We start from the raw sequence: 23,826 nt of genomic DNA, 5'->3' as shown, positions 1-23,826 counted from the left end.
CGGAGGTCAGCTGCGCCCGTTGCGCCGCAGCACGTCGACGGCCCGCACGGTGGCGGCGCCGCGCCACTCCAGCGCCCCCGCCGGGGAGATCCGGGCGTAGTCGACGCTCCACCCGCCGTCGTCCTGCTGCCCGGCCGCCAGCCGGTCCAGGTCGGCCGCGATCACCTCGGGCGCGAACAGCGTGCGGGCCGGCCGGTCCGGGTACGGCGCGACGTCGAGCGGCCTGAGCACCTCCCCTTCGGCGCCGCCCGCCACCGGCAGCACGCCCTCGGCGGGGAAGTGCCCGCCCAGCCGCTCCAGCAGCCGCGCCGCCTCGCCGCGCAGCTCCGCCACGGACTCGTGCACGGCGTCCAGGAACTGCACCGCGAACGACAGCACGTACGCGTGCGGGTCGGTGAGCTCCTCGATCGCCTCCAGGCAGTAGCCGGTCGCCCGCGCGAGCCACGGATGGGCGGCCACGGCTGGGTCGTGCGCGGCGACGCGGTACGCGGCTGCCGCCGACACGGCGGTGATCTGCAGCGACGAGACGTCGTGGGGAGCGCCCGCCCACCACGGCGCGGTCGCCGCCGGGACGGCCAGCGGCAGCGCGAACGGCAGCCCGCCGTCGGGCAGCGTCACCGAGGCCAGCCAGTCGCACAGCGCTACCGCGTGCGGCGAGGTCGCGGGCGCGATCTCCGCGAACACCTCGAACGCGTGCAGCGCGGCCCCCGGCTGGCTCTCGGGCGAGCGCAGGTCCGGCTCCAGGCCCCACCCGTAGCCGCCGTCGGGATTGCGGTAGGCGTCCAGCGCGGCCAGCACGCCCGCCCGGTCCCCGCCGCCCCACAGCAGGTCGAAGCGGCGCCGGTCGAGAACTCTCGCGTGGCCGGCCATGAACGCGGCGGCCACGGAACGGTCGAAGGTCATACGGCCATCCTGCTACGCCGGCGACCTGCGGTCTTGTAGGTTCCGGCCAACCGGGGAGCGGGTCACGGCACGCGCCGGACTGGGGCGAAGAAGACGGGGTCGGCGCGGGCGACGGCGTGCGACATGAGCCCGCGCAGGAACAGGCCGTGGCCGTGGGCGCGGCCGATGTCGTACTCGCCGTCGTGCCAGCCACGCGCCGTGTTGCCGATGATCTCCGTCTTGCCGTGGTGATGGTTCTCCAGGTAGAAGCGGAAGAACGACACCGGCAGGCAGACCACCCCGAACCGCCCGTCCGGCCCGTACGCCTCCGACGCGACCCCCCGGGACTGGCCGGGCGCGGCCTTGGCGGCGCTGTCGGACCAGGTCACGTCGTCGAGCTTGACGTCCGCCCGGTCCGTCCACGCGGCCCCTCGCGGCACGGGCGAGGCCAGGCACTGGGCGTAGTGGCTGCGGTAGGCGGTGTAGACGTACGCGCGGGCGCGGCGGTTGAGCGTGGCCCACTGCCGCACCCCCTCCCACATCCGGGCCAGCTCGGGCAGCCGCTGCTCGTCCTTGTCGCCGAGGTTGACGTCGAAGGCGTTGATCTGCAGCAGGTGCTCGGTGAAGAACGGCGACCCGCTGACCTGGCGCATCAGCGCCACGAGCCGGTCGCCGCTGCGGCTGTAGGCCGACAGCATGATGCCGCCCACCTTGCCGGACGGCGCCGGCCCGGACAGCAGGGCGGCCAGCGCCGCGTTCACCTCGGTCAGCGCGCCGAGCAGGCCGCCGGGCGTGATCAGGTCGGACAGGTTGCCGCTCAGGTCGGCGATCGGGACGACGTAGGCCAGGTTCGGGTCGCGGGCGGTGACGGCCATGACGTGGTGGGCGACCGCCCGGAAGTCCGTGGACAGGTAGCGCGCGCCCAGCCGCACGTAGTAGGGCACCCCGTCCGAGGGGTGCTTGCCGGTCCAGTACGGGCGGCTCTTCACGTAGCTGTCCAGGTAGGTCGGCGTGTGGAAGATGACGTGGAAGTTCAGCGGGCCCGTCATCGTGCCCTTGGCCAGCCGGTCGGCCAGCGCGCTCGGCAGCCACACGAAGAACAGCCTGGTGGTGCCCGTGTCGCGCTCCAGCGCGAACGCCCGCCCGGCCACGACGGCCCGGTTGGCCTCGGTGATCGAGGCGGAGCCGAACGGGACCGGCGCGTACGTGATGCCGTCGGGCATGCTGGCGTCGAGCACCTTCCAGCCGAACTTGCGCAGCTCGCCCCCGCCGAGCAGGGCGCGCGGCTCCGTCTCGGCGGCGCCGCCCGGCCCGGCCCGGAACGGCTCGCCGGGGTGGAGCTCCAGGACCCGGCGGCTGACGTCCCGCATCGCCATCGGTCAGGCGATCGTGGAGAGGTTGGACGTCACGGCGATGTCGGTGCCGGACGACGGCGTGTACTCGTGCCATTCGGCGATGAGCGCGCCCTTCTCACCCGGTTGCAGGATCGGCACCGGCGCCTGCGAGCCCCGGTGCGCGAAGTCCAGCCGGGCGACCGTGATGCGCGTGTTGTCGGGGATCGCGGTGACGACCTGGGCCTCCTGCACGCGCCGCTCGTCCTCGGAGTCGATGACGACCGGCAGCCCGACCACGAACCCGGCGCTGCTCGCCACCCTGATCGTCACCGGGGCCGCGCTGGGCGCCAGGTCCGCCGTCGTGGTGGTGAAGACGGCGTCCTGCAGGTGCACGGCCTCCTTGCCGGGGTTCGCCGGCGGAATGCCCGGATAGTTGCGGTCGTCGTACGCGGCGATCTCCCTGGCGATCGTCAGGTAGGGGCCGGGCACGGGCGCGCCGACCCCGCCGCCCTCGGCGAAGCGCATCCACCGCTCCTCCCAGCCCTTGCGGACGGTGAGCACGATGCGCGCGCTGCCCGCGCGCAGGAACGCCTGCCGGTTGGGGTCGGGATGGCGCAACTGCCGGATGAACGCCCAGCTCGGCGGCACGTCCCAGAAGTACGAGTAGAGGAACGTCACCACGTTCTCCCACTCGATAGCCTGGTTGATGAAGCGGATCAGGTCCTCGTGCTGGCGCAGCAGCGTCCACTGGTCCTGGCTCAGCCCGAGGCCGGGCCCGTCGAAGCCGATGCCGTGCTGGAGGTCGACGCCGGCGGCGACGAAGGCGGCCAGCACGTCGGCGGGCATGAAGTCGAAGTCGGTGCCGAGGACGAACCGCAGCACGCTCTTCATGATCTCGTCGCTCTCCTCGCGGCGCAGCGTCAGCGTGTCGACGCTGGACAGCCGCTCCTCGATGGCGGCGATGCGCGCGGCGACCTCCTGCTGCTGGGCGAAGTAGCGGGCCTGGGCGGCGCCGTGCAGGGCGTTCCACACGTCGGCGCGCCACTGCTCGATCGTCTCCGGCATGAGCTCCCGGTGCACGGTCAGCCCGACGAACACCTGCTCGGCGTGGTGGAAGAAGAACGTGATCTTGTGTCGTCCGGTGAAGCCCGCCATGAACGGCCGGTCCGCGCCGACCGACATGATCCGGTGGTTGCGGATGATCAGCGCACCGGTCTGCCCGTTCCAGCCGGGCTCGTGCCGGGCGCCGAGCACGTCGAAGTTCATCCGGTCGTCGGAGTCGTCCTTGCCGATCTGCGCGTCCAGGATGATCTCCCGCACGCGGGTGCCGCCGGGCACGTCGAACTCCAGGCCGAGGAAGAACCAGCCGCCGCCGGTGTCGGCCGTCGAGCTCGCCGTCAGCGGCGTGGGCGGCTCCGGATGCGGCCGGACGGTCACGCCGTGCCGGTCGGCGAGCCACTGGTACTTCGGCTTGCCCGTGGGAGACGGGTTGCCGTGCTCGTCCACGAGCTCGGTGGTCACGTCGGAGAGCTTCACGCCGAACGTGAACGGCCCCTGCTGGGCGCGCAGCGTCTCCAGCTCCGCGTACGCCCGCCGCATCGCCGCCCCCGGCTCGGGCACCACGATGTCGTACGTGAGCCGCAGCCCGTAGCGGTAGAGCCGCACCCGCCACTTGCGCATCATGCTGAAGTAGTCGATCCGGATGGGCTCGCGGCCCGGGTTCTTCAGGACGCGCGTCGAGGTCGACGACGTGCCCGTGACGGTCGTGGTCGAGATCGTCACCTTGTGCTCGCGCCGCGACCGCGACGACGCCTTCTGCGTCGTGGACCGGGCGTGCTTGATGCTCTCGGTCGCTGACTCCGACTGCGACCCCTGCGAGGTGAACCCGGTGGTGCTCGACCCGGAGATGATCGGGATGCCGCCCTGAACCGTGCCGGTGATGTTGAACTGGTTGGAGTGCTGGCTCTGCGAGGACGTCGACTGCGACAGGTCCGTGTTGTCCGTGACGCCGGTCTCGCTGACCTCCTCCAGCGCGTCGGTGACGATCGTGGTGAACTCCCGCGAGGTCACCGACCACTCCGTCTGCGTGACGGCGGTCTCCTCGCCGGGCGCCAGCGGCACGGTCGCCACGAGCTCGCCGCGCTGGATGCCGACCGGCACCATCTCGATCCGTTCGAGGTTGAGCAGGCCGATCGGCGGCGTGGCGGTGGCGGCGCGCAGCCCGCGCAGCGCGACGACCGCCGTGTTGAGCGCCTGCGCGGCCGGCCCGGCCTCCTCTGGGGAGCGCCGCTCCTCGGCCTCGCGCAGGCGTTCGGCGCGCAGCTCCACCAGCGTCTCGGCGAACGCCGCCAGCTGCCGGGCGGGAATCCGCGCCAGCGCCTCCGGGTCGGGCCTGAGCGAGGGCACCAGCGGCCGGGCGAACGCGCCGAGCAGGTCGAACGCGCCCGCCGACACGTTCACGGCGTCGTGGGCGCCGAGCCTGCGGCGGACCTCCTCCGCCTCGCCGGGCGCCAGCGCGAGCTGCCGGACCGCGCCCAGCTTGACCAGCCCGCCGCCCGGCTCGTCCTGAGGGACGTCGACCCGGACGGGAACGAGCGTGCCTTTCAGCACCTCACGCGCTGAATTCTCCAGGATCGGCGCGGAATTGTCGGGTGATGACGGCATGACGAAACCCCCTTGCGGTTACGAGGGGGTTCGTGACGCGAGGCCCCAACAGTAGACGAGCCGGAGCCCCGTGCCCAGCCCTCTCCCGGCTAGAAACGCACCTCGCGGGGGCGATACGGCTCGGACAGGAAGGTGAGCTCCTTGTCCGACAGCCGGACGTCCACCGCGGCCACCGCGTCGTCGACGTGGCGGTCCTTGGTGGCGCCCACGATCGGCGCCGTCACGCCGGGCCGGTGCAGCAGCCAGGCGAGCGCGACCTGCGCCGGCGGCAGCCCGCGCTCGCGCGCCACCTCGGCGACCCGGTCCACGATCGCCTGGTCGGCGTCCGGCTCGTACAGGTAGCCGATGCGCTCGTCGGAGCCGGCCCGCGAGGTCGCCGAGGCCGACCCGGCGCGCGCCAGCACGCCGCGCGCCAGCGGGCTCCACGGGATCACGCCCACCCCCTGGTCGGCGCAGAGCGGCAGCATCTCCCGCTCCTCCTCCCGGTAGAGCAGGTTGTAGTGGTTCTGCATCGAGACGAACTTCGTCCACCCGTTGCGCTCGGCCACGTGCTGCGCCGTGGCGAACTGCCACGCCCACATGGAGGAGGCGCCCAGGTAGCGGGCCTTGCCGGCCTTGACCACCTCGTGCAGGGCCTCCATCGTCTCCTCGATCGGCGTCTCGTCGTCCCAGCGGTGGATCTGGTAGAGGTCGACGTGGTCGGTGCCGAGGCGGGTCAGCGAGGCGTCGACGGCGGCATGGATGTGCTTGCGCGACAGCCCCCGGTCGTTGACGCCGCGCCCCATCGGAAAATAGACCTTGGTGGCGAGCACGTAGTCCTCACGCCGCGCGAAGACGCGGCGCAGCAGGTTGCCGGTCACGACCTCGCTGGCCCCGGCGCTGTAGTAGTCGGCGGTGTCGAAGAACATGACCCCGGCGTCGGCCGCGCGGCGCACGATCGGCTCGGCCTGCTCCTCCGTCAGCGCCCACTCCTGCTTGGCCGGGTCGCCGTAGCTCATCATGCCGAGACAGACCCGCGAGACCTTCAAGCCGCTGTCACCCAAGCGCATGTATTCCATGCGGCCCACCCTAGGGCTCGGGGCAGAGCGGCTGGGCGGGCAGACCCGGGAAGTGCTGGGACCACTCGTCGGCGGTGATCGGCGGGCTGGCGGTCGCGCAGATCCGCGCCGCCGTCCGCTCCGGGTCGGTGGCCCACAGCTTGGCCGTCCAGTCCTCGCCCGCCGTGACGAGCGTCCGCCCGTCGGGGGCGTACGCGACGGCGTCGACGGGCTTGGCGTGGCCGCGCAGCGTCGCCAGCCTGGCGCGGCCGGCCACGTCCCACAGCACGGCGGTCCGGTCGGAGCTCGCCGTCGCCAGGACGCGGCCGTCCGGGCTGAACGCGACCGACTTGACCGCGTCCGTGTAGCCGTCGAGCACCGCGACGCGCCTGGGCGCGGCGGGGTCGGCGACGTCCCACAGCATGACGCGGCGGTCGGAGCCCGCGGTGGCCAGCGTCCGGCCGTCGGGGCTGAACGCCACGGACTTGACCGCGTCCTCGTGGCCGTGGGTGAACGAGAGCAGCCGCCCCGACACGTCCCACAGGCGCACGCTGTGGTCGGCGCTCGCGGTGGCGACGAGGCTGCCGGTCGTCGCCACGTCGTTGACCGGCCCGGCGTGCCCGCGCAGCGTGACCAGGCGGGCGCGGGCCGGGACGTCCCACAGCGCGGCGGTGCCGTCGGAGCTCGCCACGGCCAGCAGCCGGCCGCCGGGGCCGAACGCCACCGACTCCACCGCGTCCGGGTGCTCGGCCAGCACGGCCGAGGTGCGTTCGCGCAGGTTCCACAGCCGGGCCGTCCCGTCGGCGCTCGCGCTGGCCAGCGTCCGGCCGTCGGGGCTGAAGTCCACCGCGTTGACCGGGCCGTCGTGCCCGCGCAGCACCCGCGAGGTGCGCTCGCGCACGCTCCACAGCCGGATCGTCCGGTCGTAGCCGCCGGTCGCCAGGGTGCGGCCGTCGGGGCTGAACGCCGCCCCGTACACGGAGCTGCGGTGGCCGGTGAGCGTGTCGCCCGGCAGGTCCCACAGCCGCGTCGTCTGGTCCGCGCCGGCCGTGGCCAGCGTGCGCCCGGCGGAGGCGGCGGAGGTGACCGCGCCGGTGTGCCCGGCGAGCACGGCCAGCTCGCGCACCTCACGCGGGTCGCCCACGTCCCACACCCGCACGGAGGCGTCGGCCCCGCCCGACACGAGCGCGTCGCCGGTGAACGCCAGCGAGCGCACCGCGTCGGTGTGGCCCTCGGCCGTGGCCAGCGGGCGGCCGTCGAGGTCCCACAGGCGCACGGTGCGGTCCTCGCCCGCCGTGGCCAGCGCGGACCCGGTGAACGCCACCGCGTGGACCGCGCCGGTGTGCCCCGCCAGCACGACCGGCGTACGGGTCCCGAGGTCCCACAACCGGGCGGTGCCTTCGGCCCCGGCGGAGGCGAGCGTGCGCCCGTCCGGGCCGAAGGCCAGCGCCGTCACGCCGCCGGAGTGGCCGTCGAGCGTGACCGGCTCGCCGCCGTCCAGGTCGTGCAGCCGGACGGCCCCGTCGGCGCCCGCGCTCGCCAGCGTCCGGCCGTCCGGGCCGAACGCGACCGCCCCGGCGCCGGCCTCGCCCGCCAGGCCCGGCAGCGGTGCGGGCCTGGCGGGATCGGTCGTGTCCCACAGCAGCACCGCGTCGCCGGCGCCCGCCGCCAGCGTGCGGCCGTCGGGGCTCAGCGCCGCCGAGGCCGCGTCGGCGGTGAGGGCGGCCAGCGGGCGCGGGTGGCGCGGGTCGCGGGTGTCGGTGAGCCTGATCGTGCCGTCGGCGCCCGCCGTGGCGGCCAGCCGCCCGTCGCCGCTGAGCGTCACCGCCGTCACCGCGTCGCCGTGCCCGGTCAGCCGGGTCGCGTACGGGGTGCCGAACGCGCTGAGCAGGCTGCCGCGGGTCACCTCGTTCGCCGACAGCCGGTAGGCGGCCAGGCTGAGCTGCGCGGCCAGCGCCGGATCGGTGGCGCGCAGCGCCGCCGCCCGCTCGGCGACCCGCTGGGAGGTGGCGGTGTTGCGCTCGCGGGCCGCCTGCCGCTGGGCCGCGACGGCCACGGCGCTCGCGGCCACGGCCAGCACCAGCAGCGCGCTGAGCAGCACCACCAGCCGGCGCAGCCGCCGGACGCCGCGCCGGGCCGCCTCCTCCTGCGCCGCCTCGGCCGCCCGGCTCGCGGCCAGGAACTCGCGTTCGAGCGCGCTCAGCCTGCCGCCGGCCTCGGCCGCCGCCTCCAGCCGGACGCCCCGGTAGAGGGCGCTCGGGTCGCGGTCCAGCTCACGCCAGGTCCGCGCGGCCTCGGTGAGCCGCCGGTGGGCGCGCAGCGCGTCGCGGTCCTCGGTCAGCCAGCCGTGCAGGCGCGGCCAGGAGCGGATCAGCGCCTCGTGGGTGAGCTCGACGGCGCCGTCGTCGACGGTGATCAGCCGCTGCGCCGCCAGGCGGCCGAGCACCACCTCGGTGCCGGGGTCGCCGGTGTCGAGCTCGGCCAGGGTGACGCGCCGCCGGGTGTCCTCGGTGCCCTCGCCGAGCGCGGTGAGCCGCAGGAACAGGTCCCTGGCCAGCTCCTGCCCGGCCGGTCCGAGCCGGCCGTAGACCCGCTCGGCGGTGTGGGCGAGCGCGCCGTCGATCCCGCCCGCCGCCTGGAAGCCGGTCAGCGTGAGCGTGTTGCCGCGCCGTCGCCGCCAGGTCTCCAGCAGCGCGTGCGACAGCAGCGGCAGCACCCCGACCCGGCCGCCGGCCTGCGCCACGAGCTCGACCAGCAGCGCCTGCTCGACCACGCAGCCGGCGCGCGTGGCGGGCGTGGTGATGGCCCGCCGCAGCTCGCCGGGCGTCATCGGGCCGAGCACGAGCGGGCGCTCCAGCTCGCCGCGCAGGGCCGGATGCCCGGCGCAGTGGGCGTGGAAGTCCGAGCGGACGCCCAGCACCACCCGGCACCGCGAGTTGCCCGTCCGCGCCGCCGTGACCAGCGCCTCGGCGAACCGGGCCCGCTCGGTCTCGTCGCGGCACAGGGTGAAGACCTCCTCGAACTGGTCGACGACGACCAGCAGGTCGCCCGGCGGGTCGCCGGCCGCCTGGCACGCGAGCAGGTGCAGGGCGCGCGGCCCGGCGGCCAGGTCGGCGCGGATGCGCGCCGGGGACGCGCCCGTCAGGCGGGCGAGCTGGACGGCGCACTCCTCCAGCGGGTGCGCGCCGGGAGTGAGGATCATCGACCGGTGCGGCCAGCGCGCGAGCAGCCCGGCGCGCAGCAGCGACGACTTGCCCGCGCCCGAGGCGCCGAACACCGCGACGAGCCGATCGGCCTCCAGCCGCGTCGTCAGCTCGTCGGCGAACCGCTCCCGGCCGAAGAACAGATCGGCGTCCTCCTCCCGGAACGCCGACAGCCCCGCATAGGGCGCCCGCAGGTCCGGCTCGGGGTCCTCGGCGGAGGCCAGCTCGGCCGCCGTGGCGTGCCAGCGCTTCTCCCACTCCACGGCGTCGCCGCCGCACGCCGTCACGTAGGCCAGGGTCACCGCGAGGCTCGGCAGCCGCTGCCCGCTCGCCGCCCCCGACAGCGTCGCCAGCGAGTAATGGGCCCGCTTGGCCAGCTCCCGGTAGGTCGGCCCGCCCGCGCGCCGGCGCAGCTCACGCAGGTCCGCCGCGAACCTCACCAGCGCGTCGTCGCCGGGCGGCAGCGGGAGCTCACCTCGTGGCACGCCCACCCCCGTAGAGCCGGTCAAACCATTCTGCATCAGGGCCCTTTGTTCGTCATGTGTTTGTTCGGCGCCTGCCACCGACACCGAACAGGCCCCGCCGCGATAGGACCGGAGCGAACGGCCACGGCGACACGGGGAAACGGGGGTTCGGGGCCATGAGAGGCGTGCTCATAGCCTGTTGCGCGGTCATGGCGGCCGCCGCGACCGGATGCTCGGGCGGGGCGGCGGCGCAACCGCCCGCGCCGGCGCTGACCTGGCGGCAGGAGCTGCGGATCGCCGACGCCCAGCAGCGGCTGATCCGGCAGTGCATGAACCGGCACGGCTTCGGCTACTGGGAGGACCGGGAGCTGACGCTCCAGGAGAGCCGCCCGGTGCGCTACGTCCAGGACGACGTGGCCTGGGCGCGTGCCTACGGGTACGGCAGCCGGATCGGCGGCAAGGACGCGCACGACCCCAACGCCGCCTACCGGCGCGGCCTGCCCGAGGCCCGGCGTGCCGCGTTCGACGCCGCGCTCGACGGGGGCCGCGGCGCCCGCCTGCTCACCGCGCGGCTGCCGGGCGGCGGCGAGATCCGCAAACGCCTCGGCGGCTGCGGGGAGGAGGCCGACCGCGAGCTGTACGGCGACCCGGCCGAGTGGTTCCGCGTCAGCAAGGTCGCCATGAGCCTGGGCGCGCTCTACGGCGACGACCTCATGCGGGACGCCCGGCTCACCGCGGCGGTACGGGCCTGGTCGCGGTGCATGAAGGCCGCGGGACACCCGTACGCCGACCCCCAGCAGGCCCGGGACGCCGTCCTGGGCCGTGGCCCCAGCGGCTTCGCGGCCGAGCGCGAGACCGCCGTCGCGGACGCGACCTGCGCCCGCGCGACCTCCCTGCGCGCCGTGGCCACGGCCCGGGAGGAGCACTACCGCGACCGCCTGCGCGACCGGTTCGGCGCCGACCTCGACGCCTACCGCAGGCTCGGCCTGCGGGCCTACGAGCGGGCGGTGCGCATCGTCCCGGAACGCCGCTGACCTTCACCGTCCACGCACCACCCACCCAACGAGAGGAAAGCACCATGCGCAAGATCACCATCTCGGCGATGCTCCTCGGCCTCGCCTGCCTCGGCGTCACCGTGCCCGCCACCGCCGCGCAGGCGGCGGGCGGCTGCGACGACGACTGGGGGCCGCGCAACGGCTACATGTACGCCTGGCAGGACCTCAACTGCGAGGGCACCCGGCTGATCGCCACCGCGGGCAACAGCTCGTACTGGGGCGCCGGGGCCACCGACAAGGCCTCGTCCGTGATGAACCGGGGCTTCACCGGCGGGCGTGACGCGGTCAAGTTCTACCAGGACATCAACCACGGCGGCGGCCACACCTGCCTGCTGGCGGGCGAGCTGTACGCCGACAACCTGACCGACAACCGGTTCAGCAACGGCGTCATCGTGAACGACAGGATCACCTCGCACAAGTGGGTGACTCCGGGCGAGTGCACCACGATCCTGACCTGACCTGAACACGGCCGGGCGGTCCGGGGCGTCCCCGGGCCGCCCGTCCGGCGTACGGGCGGGCCACGGGTGACAGATCGCGATCGGCGGTATGAGATGAGACGCAGCGCTGATCGACGAAGGAGTGCCCGACATGGACGTGACCGAGGCTTACAGGGCGAGCCGGGACCTGTTGCTGTCGCTGCGCGGTGAGCACGAGCGGGCGGTGGCCGAGTTCCGCTGGCCCGAGCTGGGCGAGCGATTCAACTGGGCGGTCGACTGGTTCGACGCCGTCGCCCGGGGCAACGACCGGCCGGCCCTGGTCATCGTGGAGGAGGACGGCACCGTCACCGAGCGCGGCTACGAGGAGATGTCCCGCGCCTCCGACCGGCTGGCGTCGTGGCTGGCGGCCCGCGGGGTGTCCAAGGGCGACCCGGTCATGATCATGCTGGGCAACCAGGTCGAGCTGTGGGAGTCGATGCTGGCGGTGATGAAGCTGGGCGCGGTCATCCTGCCCGCCACCACCGCGCTCACCACCGCCGACCTGGCCGACCGGATCGAGCGCAGCGGCGCCCGGCACGTCGTCTGCAACGCCGCCGACACCGGCCGCTTCGCCGGCGTGCCCGGCGGCTACACGCGCATCAGCGTCGGGCCGGCCGACGGCTGGGCCGACCTCCGGGAGGCCGCCGCGCTCGCGTGGGAGCCGATCCCGCACCCCGGCACCGCGACCGGCGACCCGGTGCTGCTCTACTTCACCTCCGGCACGACGTCGCGGCCGAAGCTGGTCGAGCACACGCAGGTGTCGTACCCGGTCGGGCACCTGTCCACCCTGTACTTCATCGGCGTGCGGCCCGGCGACGTGCACCTCAACATCTCGGCCCCGGGATGGGCGAAACACGCCTGGTCGTGCTTCTTCGCGCCGTGGATCGCCGAGGCGACGATCTTCGTCTACAACTACGGCCGCTTCGACGCGGCGGCGCTGCTCGCCCAGCTGCGCGAGCGCGGCGTCAACACCTTCTGCGCGCCGCCGACCGTGTGGCGCATGCTCATCAACGCCGACCTGGGAGAGCGGCCCCCCGGCCTGCGCGAGGTCATCGGCGCGGGCGAGCCGCTCAACCCGGAGGTCATCGAGCAGGTGCGCCGGGCCTGGGGGCTGACCATCCGCGACGGCTTCGGCCAGACCGAGACCACCGCCCAGGTCGGCAACACCCCCGGCTCGCCGGTGAAGCCCGGCTCGATGGGCCGCCCGCTGCCCGGCGTCCCCGTGGTGCTGGTCGACCCCGTCACCGGCCGGCCGCTGGACGGGCCGGGCGAGGGCGAGATCTGCCTCGACCTGGCGCGCGGGCCCGTCCCGCTCATGCGCGGCTACCAGGGCGACCCCGGCCGCACCGCCGAGGCGATGGCCGGCGGCCACTACCACACGGGTGACGTGGCGACCGTGGACGAGGACGGCTACATCTTCTACGTGGGCCGCACCGACGACGTGTTCAAGGCCAGCGACTACAAGATCAGCCCGTTCGAGCTGGAGTCGGTGCTCATCGAGCATCCCGCGGTGGCCGAGAGCGCCGTCGTCCCGGCCCCCGACCCGGTCCGCACGGCCGTGCCCAAGGCGTACGTCACGCTCGCCCCGGGCTACGAGCCGACCAGGGAGACCGCGTACTCGATCCTCAAGCACGCCCGCGACCACCTGAACCCGTTCCAGCGCGTCCGGCGCCTGGAGTTCGCCGAGCTGCCCAAGACGGTCTCCGGGAAGATCCGCCGCGTCGAGCTGCGGACCCGCGAGGCCGAGCTGCCCGGCGGCGCCGCCACGGAGTGGCGTGACGACCAGTTCCCCGAACTGAAGGGCTGAGCACGACCTGAGGTGTGCAACACCGGCCTGGTCGGGTCCGATGGGTAAAGAGGCGGGGGTGGTGGGCGCTCTCGCGACGGTACGGTCCTGTCGGGTCAGCCGCATGGCGGGAGACGGGTGGAAGAGACACGTAGCGTTCGCCGGTCGCGCTCCTGGACGGCCGGCCCCTCGTCCCCGCTGTGGACGGGTGGCATCGGGCTGACGGCAGGGCTGCTCGGCGTCTCCGTGGCGGTGCAGTCGAGCCTGGCGGGGACCGGGCGGGAGCTGGCCGGGTCGGTGACGTTGCTGGTGCTGCTGGCCGTGCACGCCAGGTTCGTGCTCGGGCTGCTGACCGGCGGCAGCCCGGGGTGGTGGGCGGCCGGGCTGCAGTCGTGGCTGACCTACCTGCCGCTGCCGCTGTTCGGGGCGGCGTGGACGCCCGTGTGCGGGCTGCTCGCCGGGGCGCTGCTGCTGGCCGCCGACCGGATCCGCTCGTTCGTGCTGGTCGCGCTGGCGCTGGTCACCGGCCCGCTGCTGCTGGCCGCGCCCGACCAGGCGTCGGTGGACCTCGGGTGGGCGGTCTCCGCGCCGGTGGTCGGGCTGGCCGAGTTCGCGGTCGTGAGCCTGGCCGTGCGGGCGCACCGCCTGTCGGAGGCGCGCACCGAGATGATCGGCAAGGCCGTGTCGTTCGAGCGCCGCCGCTTCACCCGCGACCTGCACGACCTGGTCGGCCACCGGCTCACCGTCCTGGTGCTGAAGGTGCAGCTCATCCAGCGGCTGCTGCGCGACGACCTGGACAAGTGCGAGAACGAGGTGCACGAGACGCTCGCGCTGGCGCGCGGGCTGGCCGCCGACGTCCGCGCGGTCGCCCACGGCGTACGGCGCTCGTCGCTGGAGCGGGAGTTGAGCTCGGCCCGCGCGCTGCTGGAGTCGGTCGGGGTGCGCTGCCAGGTCAAGGTGTCGTGCCGTGAGCTGCCGTGGGAGGTCGCCGAGGCGCTCACCCACGCGCTGCGCGAGGGCGTGACGAACGTGCTGCGCCACGCCACCGCCCGCGAGTGCGTCGTGCACCTGCTGGAACGTGACGGCCTGGTGCGCCTGTCGATCCGCAACGACGGCGTCGGCCCGCCGCGCAAGCCGGGAGACGCCGGCCAGGGGCTGCTCAACCTGGCCGAACGCGTGTCGGTGCTCGGCGGCTGGCTGGAGGCCACGGCCCTGCGCAGCGGCGAATTCACATTCACCGTATATCTCCCACGCGCCTTATAGTGAAAAATTCACAAATGCGAATTAAATTGCCACACATCAGTCATGTTATGTGTTACTAGACGCAATCCGGGCTTGGCGGGCAATCTCTAACGCATGGATCAGTATGAGCTGTACTGCCTGGCCGACAGATTGTTCTACGACAATCTCGACCACAGCGCAGCCGATGGCGCGGAATTCCCCCGCCGGCCCGTGCCGGAGGGCTGGTTTCATGACACGACCGACACCTGGTGCTATTACGCCCCCACCGGTGAGCCGCCCCTGCCCGCCCAGGGCTGGAAGATCCACGTGTCCGCCCGCGCCGACGACGCCGAGCGCGCCATAGCCGCCGTCTGGGACTACTGCGTCCCGCGCGGCATCGCGTTCAAGTTCCTGCGCGGCGCGCCCGTCCTGATCATGCTGAACTCCAAGGCCGCCTCCCGCGCCTCCAGCGGCAAGCTCGTCACGATCTACCCGCGCGACGAGGGCCAGCTCGAACTCGTCCTGAAGGAGCTCGACGAGCTGCTGCGCGGGGTGCGCGGCCCGTACATCCTCAGCGACCTGCGCTACGGCGACGGCCCGCTGTACGTGCGCTACGGCGGGTTCGCCGAGCGGCACTGCCTGTCCGGCTCCGGCGAGCGCGTGCTCGCCGTCGAGGACGGCGGCGGCAAGCTCGTGCCCGACGTGCGCGGCGCCACCTTCACGGTGCCCCCCTGGACGACGCTGCCCGGCTTCCTCGAACCCCACCTGGCCGCGCGCAACGCCGTCACCACGAGCGGGCTCCCGTACACGATCGAGAGCGTCCTGCACTTCTCCAACGGCGGCGGCGTCTACCTGGCCCGCGACACGGGCACCGGGGAGCGGGTCGTCCTCAAGGAGGCCAGGCCGTACGCCGGGCTGGACGCCGCCGGGCGCGACGCCGTCGCCCGCCTGGAGCACGAACGCGACATCCTGGAACGCCTCGACGGGCTCAGCGCCGCGCCCGGCCTGCGCGGCTACTTCACGCTCGGCGAGCACCACTTCCTCGTGCAGGAGTTCGTCGACGGGACGCCGCTGCAACGCCGGCTCGTCCACCGCTACCCGCTCACCCGCGCCACCTGCACCGACGCCGACCTCGCCGACTACACGCGCTGGGCGCTCGACACCCTCGACCAGGTCGAGGCGGCCGTGGACGAGCTGCACGGACGCGGCGTGGTCTTCGGCGACCTGCACCCGGACAACATCCTGCTCACCGACGACGGCCGGGTCGTGCTCATCGACTACGAGGTGGCCACCCTCACCGGCGACGGCGCCCGCGCCGCGCTCGCCCACCCCGCCTTCGCCGCGCCCCCCGACCGGCAGGGCGCCGACGTCGACAGGTACGCGCTCGCCTGCCTGCGGCTAGGCCTGTTCGCCCCGCAGTGCACGATCATGCTGCCGCTGCACCGGCCCAAGGTCGCCCACCTCGGCGAGCTCGTCACCGAGACCTTCCCCGTGCCCCGCGAGAGCGTGACCCGCGCCGTCACCACGATCCTCGGCGGCGAGGCCGAGACCCCGCCCCCGCCGCTGCCCGGCGTCACCCCCTGGCCGCACCTGCGCGACGCCATGGTCAAGGCCATCCGCGCCAGCGCCACCCCCGGACGCGACGACCGGCTCTTCCCCGGCGACGTGGCCCAGTTCAAGCCCGGCGGCGGCCTCAACCTCGCCACCGGCGCCGCCGGAGTCCTGTACGCGCTGGAGGCCACCGGCGCCGGCCGCTTCCCCGAATACGAGGAGTGGCTGCTCGCCCGCGCCCTGCGGCCCGCCCCCGGCTCCGGCCTCGGCCTCTACGACGGCCTGCACGGCATCGCGTACGTCCTGGACCGGCTCGGCCACCGCCAGACCGCGCTCGACACCATCGGCATCAGCCTGCGCGAGCACTGGGAAGGACTCGAACCGGCGCTGCACTCCGGCCTGTCCGGCCTCGGCCTCACCTTCTTCCACCTCGGCTTCCCCGACGAGGCCCGCCGCGCCGTCGAACTGTGCGCCGACCGGCTCGGCGGCCCCGACGACGTGCCCGAGCTCAGCGGCGGCGACAACCCGCGAGCCGGCCTCATGTACGGCTCGTCCGGGCCCGCCCTGCTCTTCCTCCACGCCTACGAGCGCACCGGCGACACCGCGCTGCTCGACCTGGCCGCCACCGCGCTCCGCCAGGACCTGCGCCGCTGCCGCCGCGCCGAGGACGGCTCCCTCCAGGTGAACCAGGGCTGGCGGCTGCTGCCCTACCTCGACGAGGGATCCGTCGGCATCGCCCTCGTCCTCGCCCGCTACCTCACCCACCGCCCCGGCGACGAACTCGCCGGCGAGCTGGACGCGCTGCGCCTCGTCGCACGCTCCGGCTTCTTCGTCCAGTCCGGGCTGTTCACCGGCCGCGCCGGCATCGTCGCCGCGCTCGCCGGAGACCCCCTGGCCGACGAGCACGTCAAGGCCCTGAGCTGGCACGCCCTGCCCCACGCGGGCGGGCTCGCCTTCCCCGGCGACCAGCTCCTGCGCCTGTCCATGGATTTCGCGACCGGAACGGCCGGCGTCCTGTTCGCCCTCGGCACCGTGCACGGCACGGGGCACGCGGAGCGGACCGTCCGACTGCCGTTCCTTGAGGCCGCACCCGAGCGGCCTGTCCCCGACGAGCCTCGGAAGGAGGTGTCTTCACATGGTTCTTCTCGACCTGCAGGGTCTTGAGGCTCCCGCTGCCAGTGACGTGGCCAGCGGCGGCAGCACGCTCACGGTTCTCACGTGCCACTCCGGCAAGCCCAGCAACCTGAGTGTCGCCATCTGCCACTAGATCCTGTGGCACGGGTCCCCGCACCGCAGGTGCCGGCGCGGGGACCCGCTCACCTTCATGCCCCCCGAGGAGACGACGGATGCAGGCCGCAGACCGGCTCGTGCTCGACACGGTACGGCGCGGCGGGCCCTGGCCCGCGATCCTCGCCGTCACCGCGATCACCGGCGCCGCCGCCGAACTCGCCCTGCCCTACCTCGTGGGCCGCACCGTCGACGCCTTCACCGCCGCCGCCCCCCAGCAGACGTTCTGGCTCGCGCTCAGCGCCGCCGTCGTCGCCGCCGTCATGCTCTGCGAGAGCCTCGGCGTCTGGGCCCGCGGCGCCAGCGCCGCCCACGCCGCCGCCGGACTCCGCCTGCGCCTCCTGCGCCACGTCCTCGCCGCCGGCCTGCCCGTGACCCGCCGCTACCCCGGCGGCGAGCTCGTCACCCGCACCGGGCTCAACACCGAGGAAGTCGGCCGCGCCCCCGAAGCCGTCACCGGCGCCCTCGCCCCGCTCGTCCCCACCGTGGGCGCCCTCGTCGCCCTCGTCCTCATCGACCCCCGGCTCGCCGCCGCCCTCGCCGCCGGCGTGGTCGCCATCCTGCTCGTCCTGCGCGCCTTCCTGCGCACCACCACCGCCGTCGCCGGCGGCTACCAGGAAGTCCAGGGCGAGATCGCCGCCCGCCTCGTCGACGCGCTCGGCGGCGCCCGCACCATCACCGCCGCCGGCACCGCCGACCGCGAGGCCCGCCGCGTCCTCGGCCCCCTGCCCCGCCTGCGCGCCCGCGGCCTCGGACTGTGGCGCGCCAACGCCACCGCCGGCGTCCAGGCGGGCCTCGTCGTGCCCGTCGTCGAGATCGCCGTCCTCGCCGCCGGCGGGCTCCTGCTCGCCGCCGGCGACCTCACGATCGGCGAACTCTACGCCGCCGCCCGCTACGCCGTCCTCGGCGCCGCCCTCAGCGGCGCCCTCGGCTACCTCGGCGGCCTCGCCCGCGCCCGCTCCGCCGCCGCCCGCGTCGCCGAGCTCTTCACTCTCCCCACCCCCCGCTACGGCACCCGCCCCTTACCGCCGTACCCTCCCAAGCCTTCCGGCACGGCCGGTGAGGCCGCCTCCGGCACGGTCGGTGGGGCCGCCTCCGGGCCTGCCTCCCGCACGGTCGCCGGCCCCACCCCCGGCACCCTCGAGTTCCGGTCCGTCACCGCCGCCGGGCTCGCCGTCCCCGAGCTGGTCATCCCCGGCGGCACCGTCACCGCCGTCGTCGGCCGCTCCGGATCAGGCAAGTCCCTGCTCGCCGCCCTCGCCGCCCGCCTCGCCGACCCGTCCGGCGGCGCCGTCCTCCTCGACGGCGTCCCCCTCACCGAGCTGCCCCGCCGCACCCTGCGCCGCGCCATCGGGTACGCCGTCGAACGCCCGGTCCTGACCGGCGACACCATCGCCGACGCCCTCACCCCGTACCCGGGCCCCTCCGGCGACGGCCTGCCCGAGCACGTCACCGAGGCCGCACGCGCCGCCTGCGCGGACTCCTTCGTACGGCGGCTGCCGGACGGCTACGACACCCCGCTCGCCGACGCCCCCATGTCCGGCGGCGAACGCCAGCGCCTCGGCCTCGCCCGCGCCTTCGCCCGCGGCGAGCGGCTCCTCGTGCTGGACGACGCCACCTCCAGCCTCGACACCGTCACCGAACGCCAGGTCGCCCGCGCACTCACCGAGGACCCGCGCGGACGCACCCGCCTCATCGTCGCCCACCGCCTCGCCACGGCCGCCCGCGCCGACCAGGTCATCTGGCTCGACAACGGCGCCGTCCGCGCCACCGGCCCCCACCGCGACCTCTGGCAGGACCCCGCCTACCGAGCCATCTTCCAGTCCACCCCCCACCCCACGGACACCCCCGCCGCCTCGGGCAAGCCCCACCCCCCACCCCCTCCCCACGCGGGCACCCCTTCGGCTCCCGCTCCCCGCCGGGACGGTCACCTTGCGGGCGGTCCTGCCGCCTCGGGGGAGGGTCGGGCAGCGCCCGCTCCCCGCCAGGGTGAGGGCTTCGCGGGCGCCCCTTCGGCCCCCGCTTCCCGCCGTGACGGTCACCTTCCGGGCGGTCCTGCCGCCTCAGGGGAGGGCGGGGCGGCGCCCGCTCCCCGCGAGGGTGAGGGCTTCGCGGGCGCGCCTTCGGCCCCCGCTCCCCGCCGTGACGGTCACCTTGCGGGCGGTGCTTCCGCCTCGGGGGAGGACCGGGCAGCGCCCGCTCCCCGCCAGGGTGAGGGCTTCGCGGGCGCCCCTTCGGCCCCCGCTTCCCGCCGTGACGGTCACCTTCCGGGCGGTCCTGCCGCCTCAGGGGAGGGCGGGGCGGCGCCCGCTCCCCGCGAGGGTGAGGGCTTCGCGGGCACCCCTTCGGCTCCCGCTCCCCGGCGGGACGCCCACCTTGCGGGCGGTGCTCCCACCTCGGGAGAGGGCCGGAGGGCGGCTGCTCCCCGTCAGGGGCGGGGTGGGCTGGCGCCTCGGCAAAGCGGGGGGTTCGGGCTCGGTGGTGGGCGGTGAGGGGGGTGGTGTGGGGGGCGCTGCGGCGGGAGCCGCGGCTGCTGGTGAGGATCGGCGTGTGGTCGCTGCTGGAGGCGGCCCCGGCGGTGCTCATCGGGCATGCCGTCGCGCGCGCCATCGAGGACGGGTTCGCCGCCGGAAGCCCCGGGACGGGCCTGGCGTGGCTGGCCGCGCTGGGCGGCGCGTGGGCGCTGGCCGCCGTGGCCGCGCGCCAGGTGGTGCTCGCCGTCGCGGGGATCGCCGAGCCGTTCCGCGACGACCTGCTCACCCGGGTCGTCGAGGACGCCGTGCACGCCCGCCAGCCCCGCGACAGCGCGGCCGTCGCGCGGGCCGGGCTGCAGGTGGAGCTGGCCAGGGACGCGTTCGCCGCTGTCGTCACCACCGTGCGCGGGTTCGCGTTCACGGTGGCGGGAGTGGTGGTCGGCCTGTCGACGCTGGTGCCGGGCGCGCTCGTGCTCGTGCTGCCCGCGTTCGTGGCGGGGCTGGTGCTGTTCCTGGCGTCGCTGCCCGCGCTCGCCCGGCGGCAGCGCGCGTTCCTGGTGGCCGACGAGGAGCTGTCCGACGCGATGACCGGCCTGGCGGGCGGCCTGCGCGACATCGTGGCCTGCGGGGACGAGGACCGCGCCGACGCCCGGCTGTCCGCGCGCGTCGCCCGGCAGGCCGCCGCGGCCCGGTCGCTGGCCAGGATGACGGCGGTGCGCACCGCCGCGCTCGCCGTCGGCGGCTGGCTGCCGGTGGTGCTCGTGCTCGCCGGGACGCCCCGGCTGCTGGCGGGCGGCGCGGGCGCGGGCGTCATCGTCGGCACGCTCGCGTACGTCACCCAGTCCCTCGCCCCCGCCCTGAACGGCCTCATCCAGGGGCTGGGCGTCAGCGGCGTACGGCTCGCGGCGACGCTGGCGCGCATCACCGCCGCGGCCCCGCCCCGCCCGCCCGCCTCGGCCCGACTCACGCCGCCGGGCGCCGAGGTGCGGCTGCGCGGGGTCACGTTCGCGTACGGGCCCCACTCCGAGCCCGTCGTCGACCGCCTGGACCTGCGCATCCCGGAGGGCGACCACCTGGCCGTCGTCGGGCCGAGCGGCGCGGGCAAGTCCACGCTGGCGGCGCTCGTCGCCGGAACCCTGCGGCCCGGTGCCGGCGAGGTCCTCGTCGGCGGCATTCCCGCCCCGGACGTCCACCCGGCGGCCCGCGTCCTCATCCCGCAGGAGGCGTACGTCTTCCGCGGCACGCTCCGCGACAACCTCACCTACCTCCGCGAACCCCCCACCGAAGAGGCGGAGACCCCGGGGGGCGTTCCTCGGGGAGTGCGGGGGGCCGGCTCCGGCGGGGGCCACGAGGTGGACGCGGTGCTGGACCGGGCGGTGGCGGAGCTGGGGGCCAGGGAGCTGGTGGAGGCGGTGGGCGGCTACGGGGCGGTGGTGGATCCGGGGGCGCTGCCGGCGGGGCAGCGGCAGCTCGTGGCGCTGGTCCGGGCGTACGTGGCGCCGGCGCGGCTGGTGATCCTGGACGAGGCGACGTGCCATCTGGATCCGGCGGCCGAGGCGCGGGTGGAGCGGGCGTTCGTGCGGCGGGGCGGGACGCTGGTGGTGGTCGCGCACCGGCTCACGTCGGCGTTGCGCGCCCGGCGGATCCTGCTGCTGGACGGCGGGCGCGCGATCGTGGGCGGGCACGACGAGCTGGTGGCCGCCTCACCGTTGTATGCCGATCTGGCCGGACATTGGGAACCGGAGACCGTGTCATGACAAAAATCGTGAAATATCCAGAAGCGTCCTACTTGCCCCTTGTCGAGAACCTGCACGGCCACGAGGTGCGCGACCCGTACCGCTGGCTGGAGGACCCCGCCAGCCCCGACACCCGCGCCTGGCTGGCCGAGCAGGACGCGCTGTGGCGTGCGGCCCGGCCGCCGCTGCGCGAGCGCTTCCTGGCCCGGCTGACCGAGCTGAGCCGCGTCGGCCTGGTCACCGCCCCGGTGTGGCGCGGCGAGCGGCGCTTCCACCTGCGGCAGGACGCCGGGCAGGAGCACCCGGTGCTGTACTGCGACGACCGGCCGGTGCTCGACCCGATGGAGCTCGACCCGACCGGCCTGACGACGCTCGACGACTGGCAGCCGGACCCGGCGGGGCGCCTGCTGGCGTACCAGCTCTCGCGCAGTGGGGACGAGCGCGCGGACCTGTACGTGGGCGACGTCGCCACGGGCGAGCGGGTCGACGGCCCGATCGGCGGCTGCCGCTACTCGCCGGTGGCCTGGCTGCCCGGCGGCGACGCCTTCTACTACGTACGCTTCCACCAGGGCGTCTACCTGCACCGGATCGGCGAGGCCGAGGACGTGCCGGTGTTCGAGCGCGGCCCGGTCTCCTACGGGCTGACGATCAGCCCGGACGGCCGCTGGCTGCTGATCTCGGCGGGCGCCTCGTACCACGACGTCTGGCTGGCCGACCTGGCGCGCGGCGGGGAGCCGCGCGCGGTGCAGGAGGGCGTGCGGGCGCGCACGGCCGCGGGGGTGGGCCCCGACGGGCGGCTGTACCTGCTGACGGACCGGGACGCGCCGCGCCGCAGGCTGTGCGTGGCCGATCCGGAGGCCCCGGAGCGGTGGCGCGAGCTGGTCGCGGAGGACCCCGAGGCGGTGCTCGGCTCGTTCACCGTCCTGGAGGGCGGCAGGCTGCTGCTGTCGGCGACCCGGCACGCCGTGGGCGAGATCGGCGTGCACGACGCGGAGACGGGGGAGCGGCTGGGCGAGGTGCCCCTTCCGGGGCTCGGCTCGATCGGGCCGCTGACGTCACGGCCGGGCGGCGGGCACGAGGCGTGGTTCAGCTACACCGACGCGGTCACGCCGCCGCAGGTGTGGCGCTACGACGCGCGCCGGGGCGAGGCCACGCTGTGGGCCACCCCGCCGGGGCACGTGCCGGCGCCGGACGTGGAGAGCCGGCGCCTGGAGTACACCTCGGCCGACGGCACCCCGGTGCGGATGCTCGTCGTGGCCCGCCCGTCCGGCGGCGGCCCCCGGCCGGCGATCCTGACCGGCTATGGCGGCTTCGGCATCCCCCTGCTGCCCGGCTACGCCAGCGACTCGCTCGCCTGGGTGGAAGCCGGCGGCGTGCTGGCCGTCGCCGGGCTGCGCGGCGGCGGTGAGGAGGGCGAGGCGTGGCACCGCGACGGCATGCTGGAGCGCAAGCAGAACGTGTTCGACGACTTCACGGCGGCGGCCGAGAAGCTCGTCGCCGACGGCTGGACCACCCCGGACCGGCTGGCCGTCTGGGGCGAGTCGAACGGCGGCCTGCTCGTCGGCGCGGCCGTCACCCAGCGGCCGGACCTGTTCGCGGCGGCGGTGTGCTCGGCCGGGCTGCTCGACATGGTCCGCTATCACCGCAGCGGCCTCGGCCCGTCCTGGGTCGGCGAGTACGGTGACCCCGACGACCCCGAGCAGCTCGCGTGGCTGCTGGCCTACTCGCCCTACCACCGGGTCCGCGACGGGGTGGACTACCCGGCGACGCTGTTCACGGTCTCGGCGGCCGACACGCGGGTGGACCCGATGCACGCGCGCAAGATGTGCGCGGCGATGCAGCGCGCCACCGGCGGCGACCGGCCGATCCTGCTGCGCCACGAGCCGGACGTGGGCCACGGCGCGCGGGCGGTCAGCAGGTCCATCGCGCTCGCTGCCGACGCGCTGGCCTTCCTGGCGGAGCACACCCGCTCAGATCCACCCGGCTTCGCGGGCGATGCGGATGGCGTCGATGCGGCTGCGCGCGCCCAGCTTGGACGTGCTCCGGTGCAGGTAGTTGCGGACGGTGCCCTCAGCCAGGAACAGTGACGCGGCGATCTCCGGCACCGAGGCGCCCTCGGCCGCCGCGCCGATCACGTCCAGCTCCCGCTGGGTGAGCGGCGCGTCGGACGGGCTCATCGCGGCGATCGCCAGCTCGGAGTCGATCACCCGCTCGCCGGCGGCCACCCGCCGGATCGCGTCGCCGAGCCGGCCGGGCGGCGCGTCCTTGGCCATGAAGCCGCGCACGTGCACGTCCAGCCCGCGCTTCAGCAGGCCGGGCGTGCCCACCCCGGTCAGGATCAGCACCCCGACCTCCGGTAACTCGCGGTGCAGCTCAGCCGCGGCCGACAGCCCGTCCTGGCCGGGCAGCGCGATGTCGAGCACCGCGACGTCGGGCTTGCAGGAGAGCGCCGTGGAGAGGATCCGGTCACCCCGGTCCACCTCCGCGACGATCTCGATGTCCTCCTCGTAGGCGAGCAGGGCGACGAGCGCCCCCCTGACGAGATGCATGTCCTCGGCCAGCAAGGTTCGGATCATCGCGTTCCTCGTGGTCAGGCGGGCAGTCACACAGGGCGTCTCATCCTTACCCAAACGCGCCCCGCTGAAAAGCGGCCATG

General features: G+C 74.9%; 15 protein-coding genes. 9 read left to right on the top strand and 6 right to left on the bottom strand.

The window, feature by feature from the left end:
- Positions 1-6 precede the first annotated feature (6 nt).
- The 5 genes from ACWDXC_RS09185 to ACWDXC_RS09165 form a co-directional block, all read right to left on the bottom strand.
- Positions 7-903: a hypothetical protein gene (locus tag ACWDXC_RS09185; protein WP_449979886.1), complete on the bottom strand. Its 897-nt coding sequence runs from the start codon at positions 901-903 to the stop codon at positions 7-9.
- Positions 904-965: 62 nt separating this feature from the next.
- Entirely contained in the window at positions 966-2,258 is a 1,293-nt protein-coding gene (locus ACWDXC_RS09180; RefSeq protein WP_449979883.1) for a hypothetical protein, read from the bottom strand.
- A gap of 3 nt (positions 2,259-2,261) precedes the next feature.
- Positions 2,262-4,880: a hypothetical protein gene (locus tag ACWDXC_RS09175; RefSeq protein ID WP_449979881.1), complete on the bottom strand. Its 2,619-nt coding sequence runs from the start codon at positions 4,878-4,880 to the stop codon at positions 2,262-2,264.
- An 89-nt stretch (positions 4,881-4,969) separates the two neighbouring features.
- Positions 4,970-5,938, bottom strand: coding sequence for an aldo/keto reductase (locus tag ACWDXC_RS09170; RefSeq protein WP_449979878.1), 969 nt, complete (start codon positions 5,936-5,938; stop codon positions 4,970-4,972).
- Positions 5,939-5,948: 10 nt separating this feature from the next.
- A complete protein-coding gene (locus tag ACWDXC_RS09165) occupies positions 5,949-9,605 on the bottom strand; it encodes an nSTAND1 domain-containing NTPase (protein WP_449979876.1) in 3,657 nt (1,218 codons plus the stop codon).
- 155 nt (positions 9,606-9,760) lie between these two features.
- Between ACWDXC_RS09165 and ACWDXC_RS09160 the strand changes: the two genes are divergently transcribed.
- The 9 genes from ACWDXC_RS09160 to ACWDXC_RS09120 all read left to right on the top strand — a co-directional run bounded on the left by ACWDXC_RS09160 (position 9,761) and on the right by ACWDXC_RS09120 (position 23,257).
- Entirely contained in the window at positions 9,761-10,618 is an 858-nt protein-coding gene (locus ACWDXC_RS09160; protein ID WP_449979873.1) for a hypothetical protein, read from the top strand.
- A gap of 44 nt (positions 10,619-10,662) precedes the next feature.
- Positions 10,663-11,097 carry a peptidase inhibitor family I36 protein gene (locus ACWDXC_RS09155; RefSeq protein ID WP_219507399.1) on the top strand — a complete coding sequence of 145 codons (435 nt, stop codon included), beginning with the start codon at positions 10,663-10,665 and terminating at the stop codon, positions 11,095-11,097.
- 130 nt (positions 11,098-11,227) lie between these two features.
- The gene (locus tag ACWDXC_RS09150) at positions 11,228-12,922 is read left to right on the top strand and encodes an AMP-binding protein (RefSeq protein WP_449979869.1); all 1,695 of its coding nucleotides are present in this window, start codon (positions 11,228-11,230) and stop codon (positions 12,920-12,922) included.
- A 117-nt stretch (positions 12,923-13,039) separates the two neighbouring features.
- Complete coding sequence (locus ACWDXC_RS09145; RefSeq protein ID WP_364168746.1) at positions 13,040-14,164, top strand: sensor histidine kinase; 1,125 nt, start codon at positions 13,040-13,042, stop codon at positions 14,162-14,164.
- A gap of 93 nt (positions 14,165-14,257) precedes the next feature.
- Positions 14,258-16,837 carry a class III lanthionine synthetase LanKC gene (gene lanKC / locus ACWDXC_RS09140; RefSeq protein ID WP_449979866.1) on the top strand — a complete coding sequence of 860 codons (2,580 nt, stop codon included), beginning with the start codon at positions 14,258-14,260 and terminating at the stop codon, positions 16,835-16,837.
- Positions 16,809-16,940 carry a SapB/AmfS family lanthipeptide gene (locus ACWDXC_RS09135; protein WP_156325919.1) on the top strand — a complete coding sequence of 44 codons (132 nt, stop codon included), beginning with the start codon at positions 16,809-16,811 and terminating at the stop codon, positions 16,938-16,940. The genes lanKC and ACWDXC_RS09135 overlap by 29 nt, the downstream gene beginning before the upstream one ends.
- A 79-nt stretch (positions 16,941-17,019) precedes the next feature.
- Positions 17,020-19,452, top strand: coding sequence for an ABC transporter transmembrane domain-containing protein (locus ACWDXC_RS09130; protein ID WP_449979864.1), 2,433 nt, complete (start codon positions 17,020-17,022; stop codon positions 19,450-19,452).
- Positions 19,449-21,191: an ATP-binding cassette domain-containing protein gene (locus ACWDXC_RS09125; RefSeq protein ID WP_449979862.1), complete on the top strand. Its 1,743-nt coding sequence runs from the start codon at positions 19,449-19,451 to the stop codon at positions 21,189-21,191. The genes ACWDXC_RS09130 and ACWDXC_RS09125 overlap by 4 nt, the downstream gene beginning before the upstream one ends.
- A complete protein-coding gene (locus ACWDXC_RS09120; protein ID WP_449979860.1) occupies positions 21,188-23,257 on the top strand; it encodes a prolyl oligopeptidase family serine peptidase in 2,070 nt (689 codons plus the stop codon). The genes ACWDXC_RS09125 and ACWDXC_RS09120 overlap by 4 nt, the downstream gene beginning before the upstream one ends.
- On the opposite strand, the gene ACWDXC_RS09115 is transcribed toward ACWDXC_RS09120, so the two are convergent.
- Entirely contained in the window at positions 23,141-23,746 is a 606-nt protein-coding gene (locus ACWDXC_RS09115) for a response regulator transcription factor (protein WP_219517947.1), read from the bottom strand. The two genes, ACWDXC_RS09120 and ACWDXC_RS09115, sit on opposite strands and share 117 nt — an antisense overlap.
- Between the last annotated feature and the right edge of the window lie 80 nt (positions 23,747-23,826).

The sequence above is a fragment of the Nonomuraea sp. NPDC003214 genome (assembly GCF_053590035.1).
Note: the sequence above shows the minus strand (reverse complement) of the source record. Positions and strands in the feature narration are given on the sequence as shown.

What these genes read in the sequence shown, in the direction of transcription:
- lanKC (WP_449979866.1), top strand. Translation starts at nt 14,258, where the DNA reads ATGGATCAGTATGAGCTGTACTGCCTGGCCGACAGATTGTTCTACGAC.
- ACWDXC_RS09115 (WP_219517947.1), bottom strand. Translation starts at nt 23,746, where the DNA reads ATGATCCGAACCTTGCTGGCCGAGGACATGCATCTCGTCAGGGGGGCG.
- ACWDXC_RS09180 (WP_449979883.1), bottom strand. Translation starts at nt 2,258, where the DNA reads ATGGCGATGCGGGACGTCAGCCGCCGGGTCCTGGAGCTCCACCCCGGC.
- ACWDXC_RS09150 (WP_449979869.1), top strand. Translation starts at nt 11,228, where the DNA reads ATGGACGTGACCGAGGCTTACAGGGCGAGCCGGGACCTGTTGCTGTCG.
- ACWDXC_RS09120 (WP_449979860.1), top strand. Translation starts at nt 21,188, where the DNA reads ATGACAAAAATCGTGAAATATCCAGAAGCGTCCTACTTGCCCCTTGTC.
- ACWDXC_RS09130 (WP_449979864.1), top strand. Translation starts at nt 17,020, where the DNA reads ATGCAGGCCGCAGACCGGCTCGTGCTCGACACGGTACGGCGCGGCGGG.
- ACWDXC_RS09185 (WP_449979886.1), bottom strand. Translation starts at nt 903, where the DNA reads ATGACCTTCGACCGTTCCGTGGCCGCCGCGTTCATGGCCGGCCACGCG.
- ACWDXC_RS09160 (WP_449979873.1), top strand. Translation starts at nt 9,761, where the DNA reads ATGAGAGGCGTGCTCATAGCCTGTTGCGCGGTCATGGCGGCCGCCGCG.
- ACWDXC_RS09155 (WP_219507399.1), top strand. Translation starts at nt 10,663, where the DNA reads ATGCGCAAGATCACCATCTCGGCGATGCTCCTCGGCCTCGCCTGCCTC.
- ACWDXC_RS09175 (WP_449979881.1), bottom strand. Translation starts at nt 4,880, where the DNA reads ATGCCGTCATCACCCGACAATTCCGCGCCGATCCTGGAGAATTCAGCG.
- ACWDXC_RS09135 (WP_156325919.1), top strand. Translation starts at nt 16,809, where the DNA reads ATGGTTCTTCTCGACCTGCAGGGTCTTGAGGCTCCCGCTGCCAGTGAC.
- ACWDXC_RS09170 (WP_449979878.1), bottom strand. Translation starts at nt 5,938, where the DNA reads ATGGAATACATGCGCTTGGGTGACAGCGGCTTGAAGGTCTCGCGGGTC.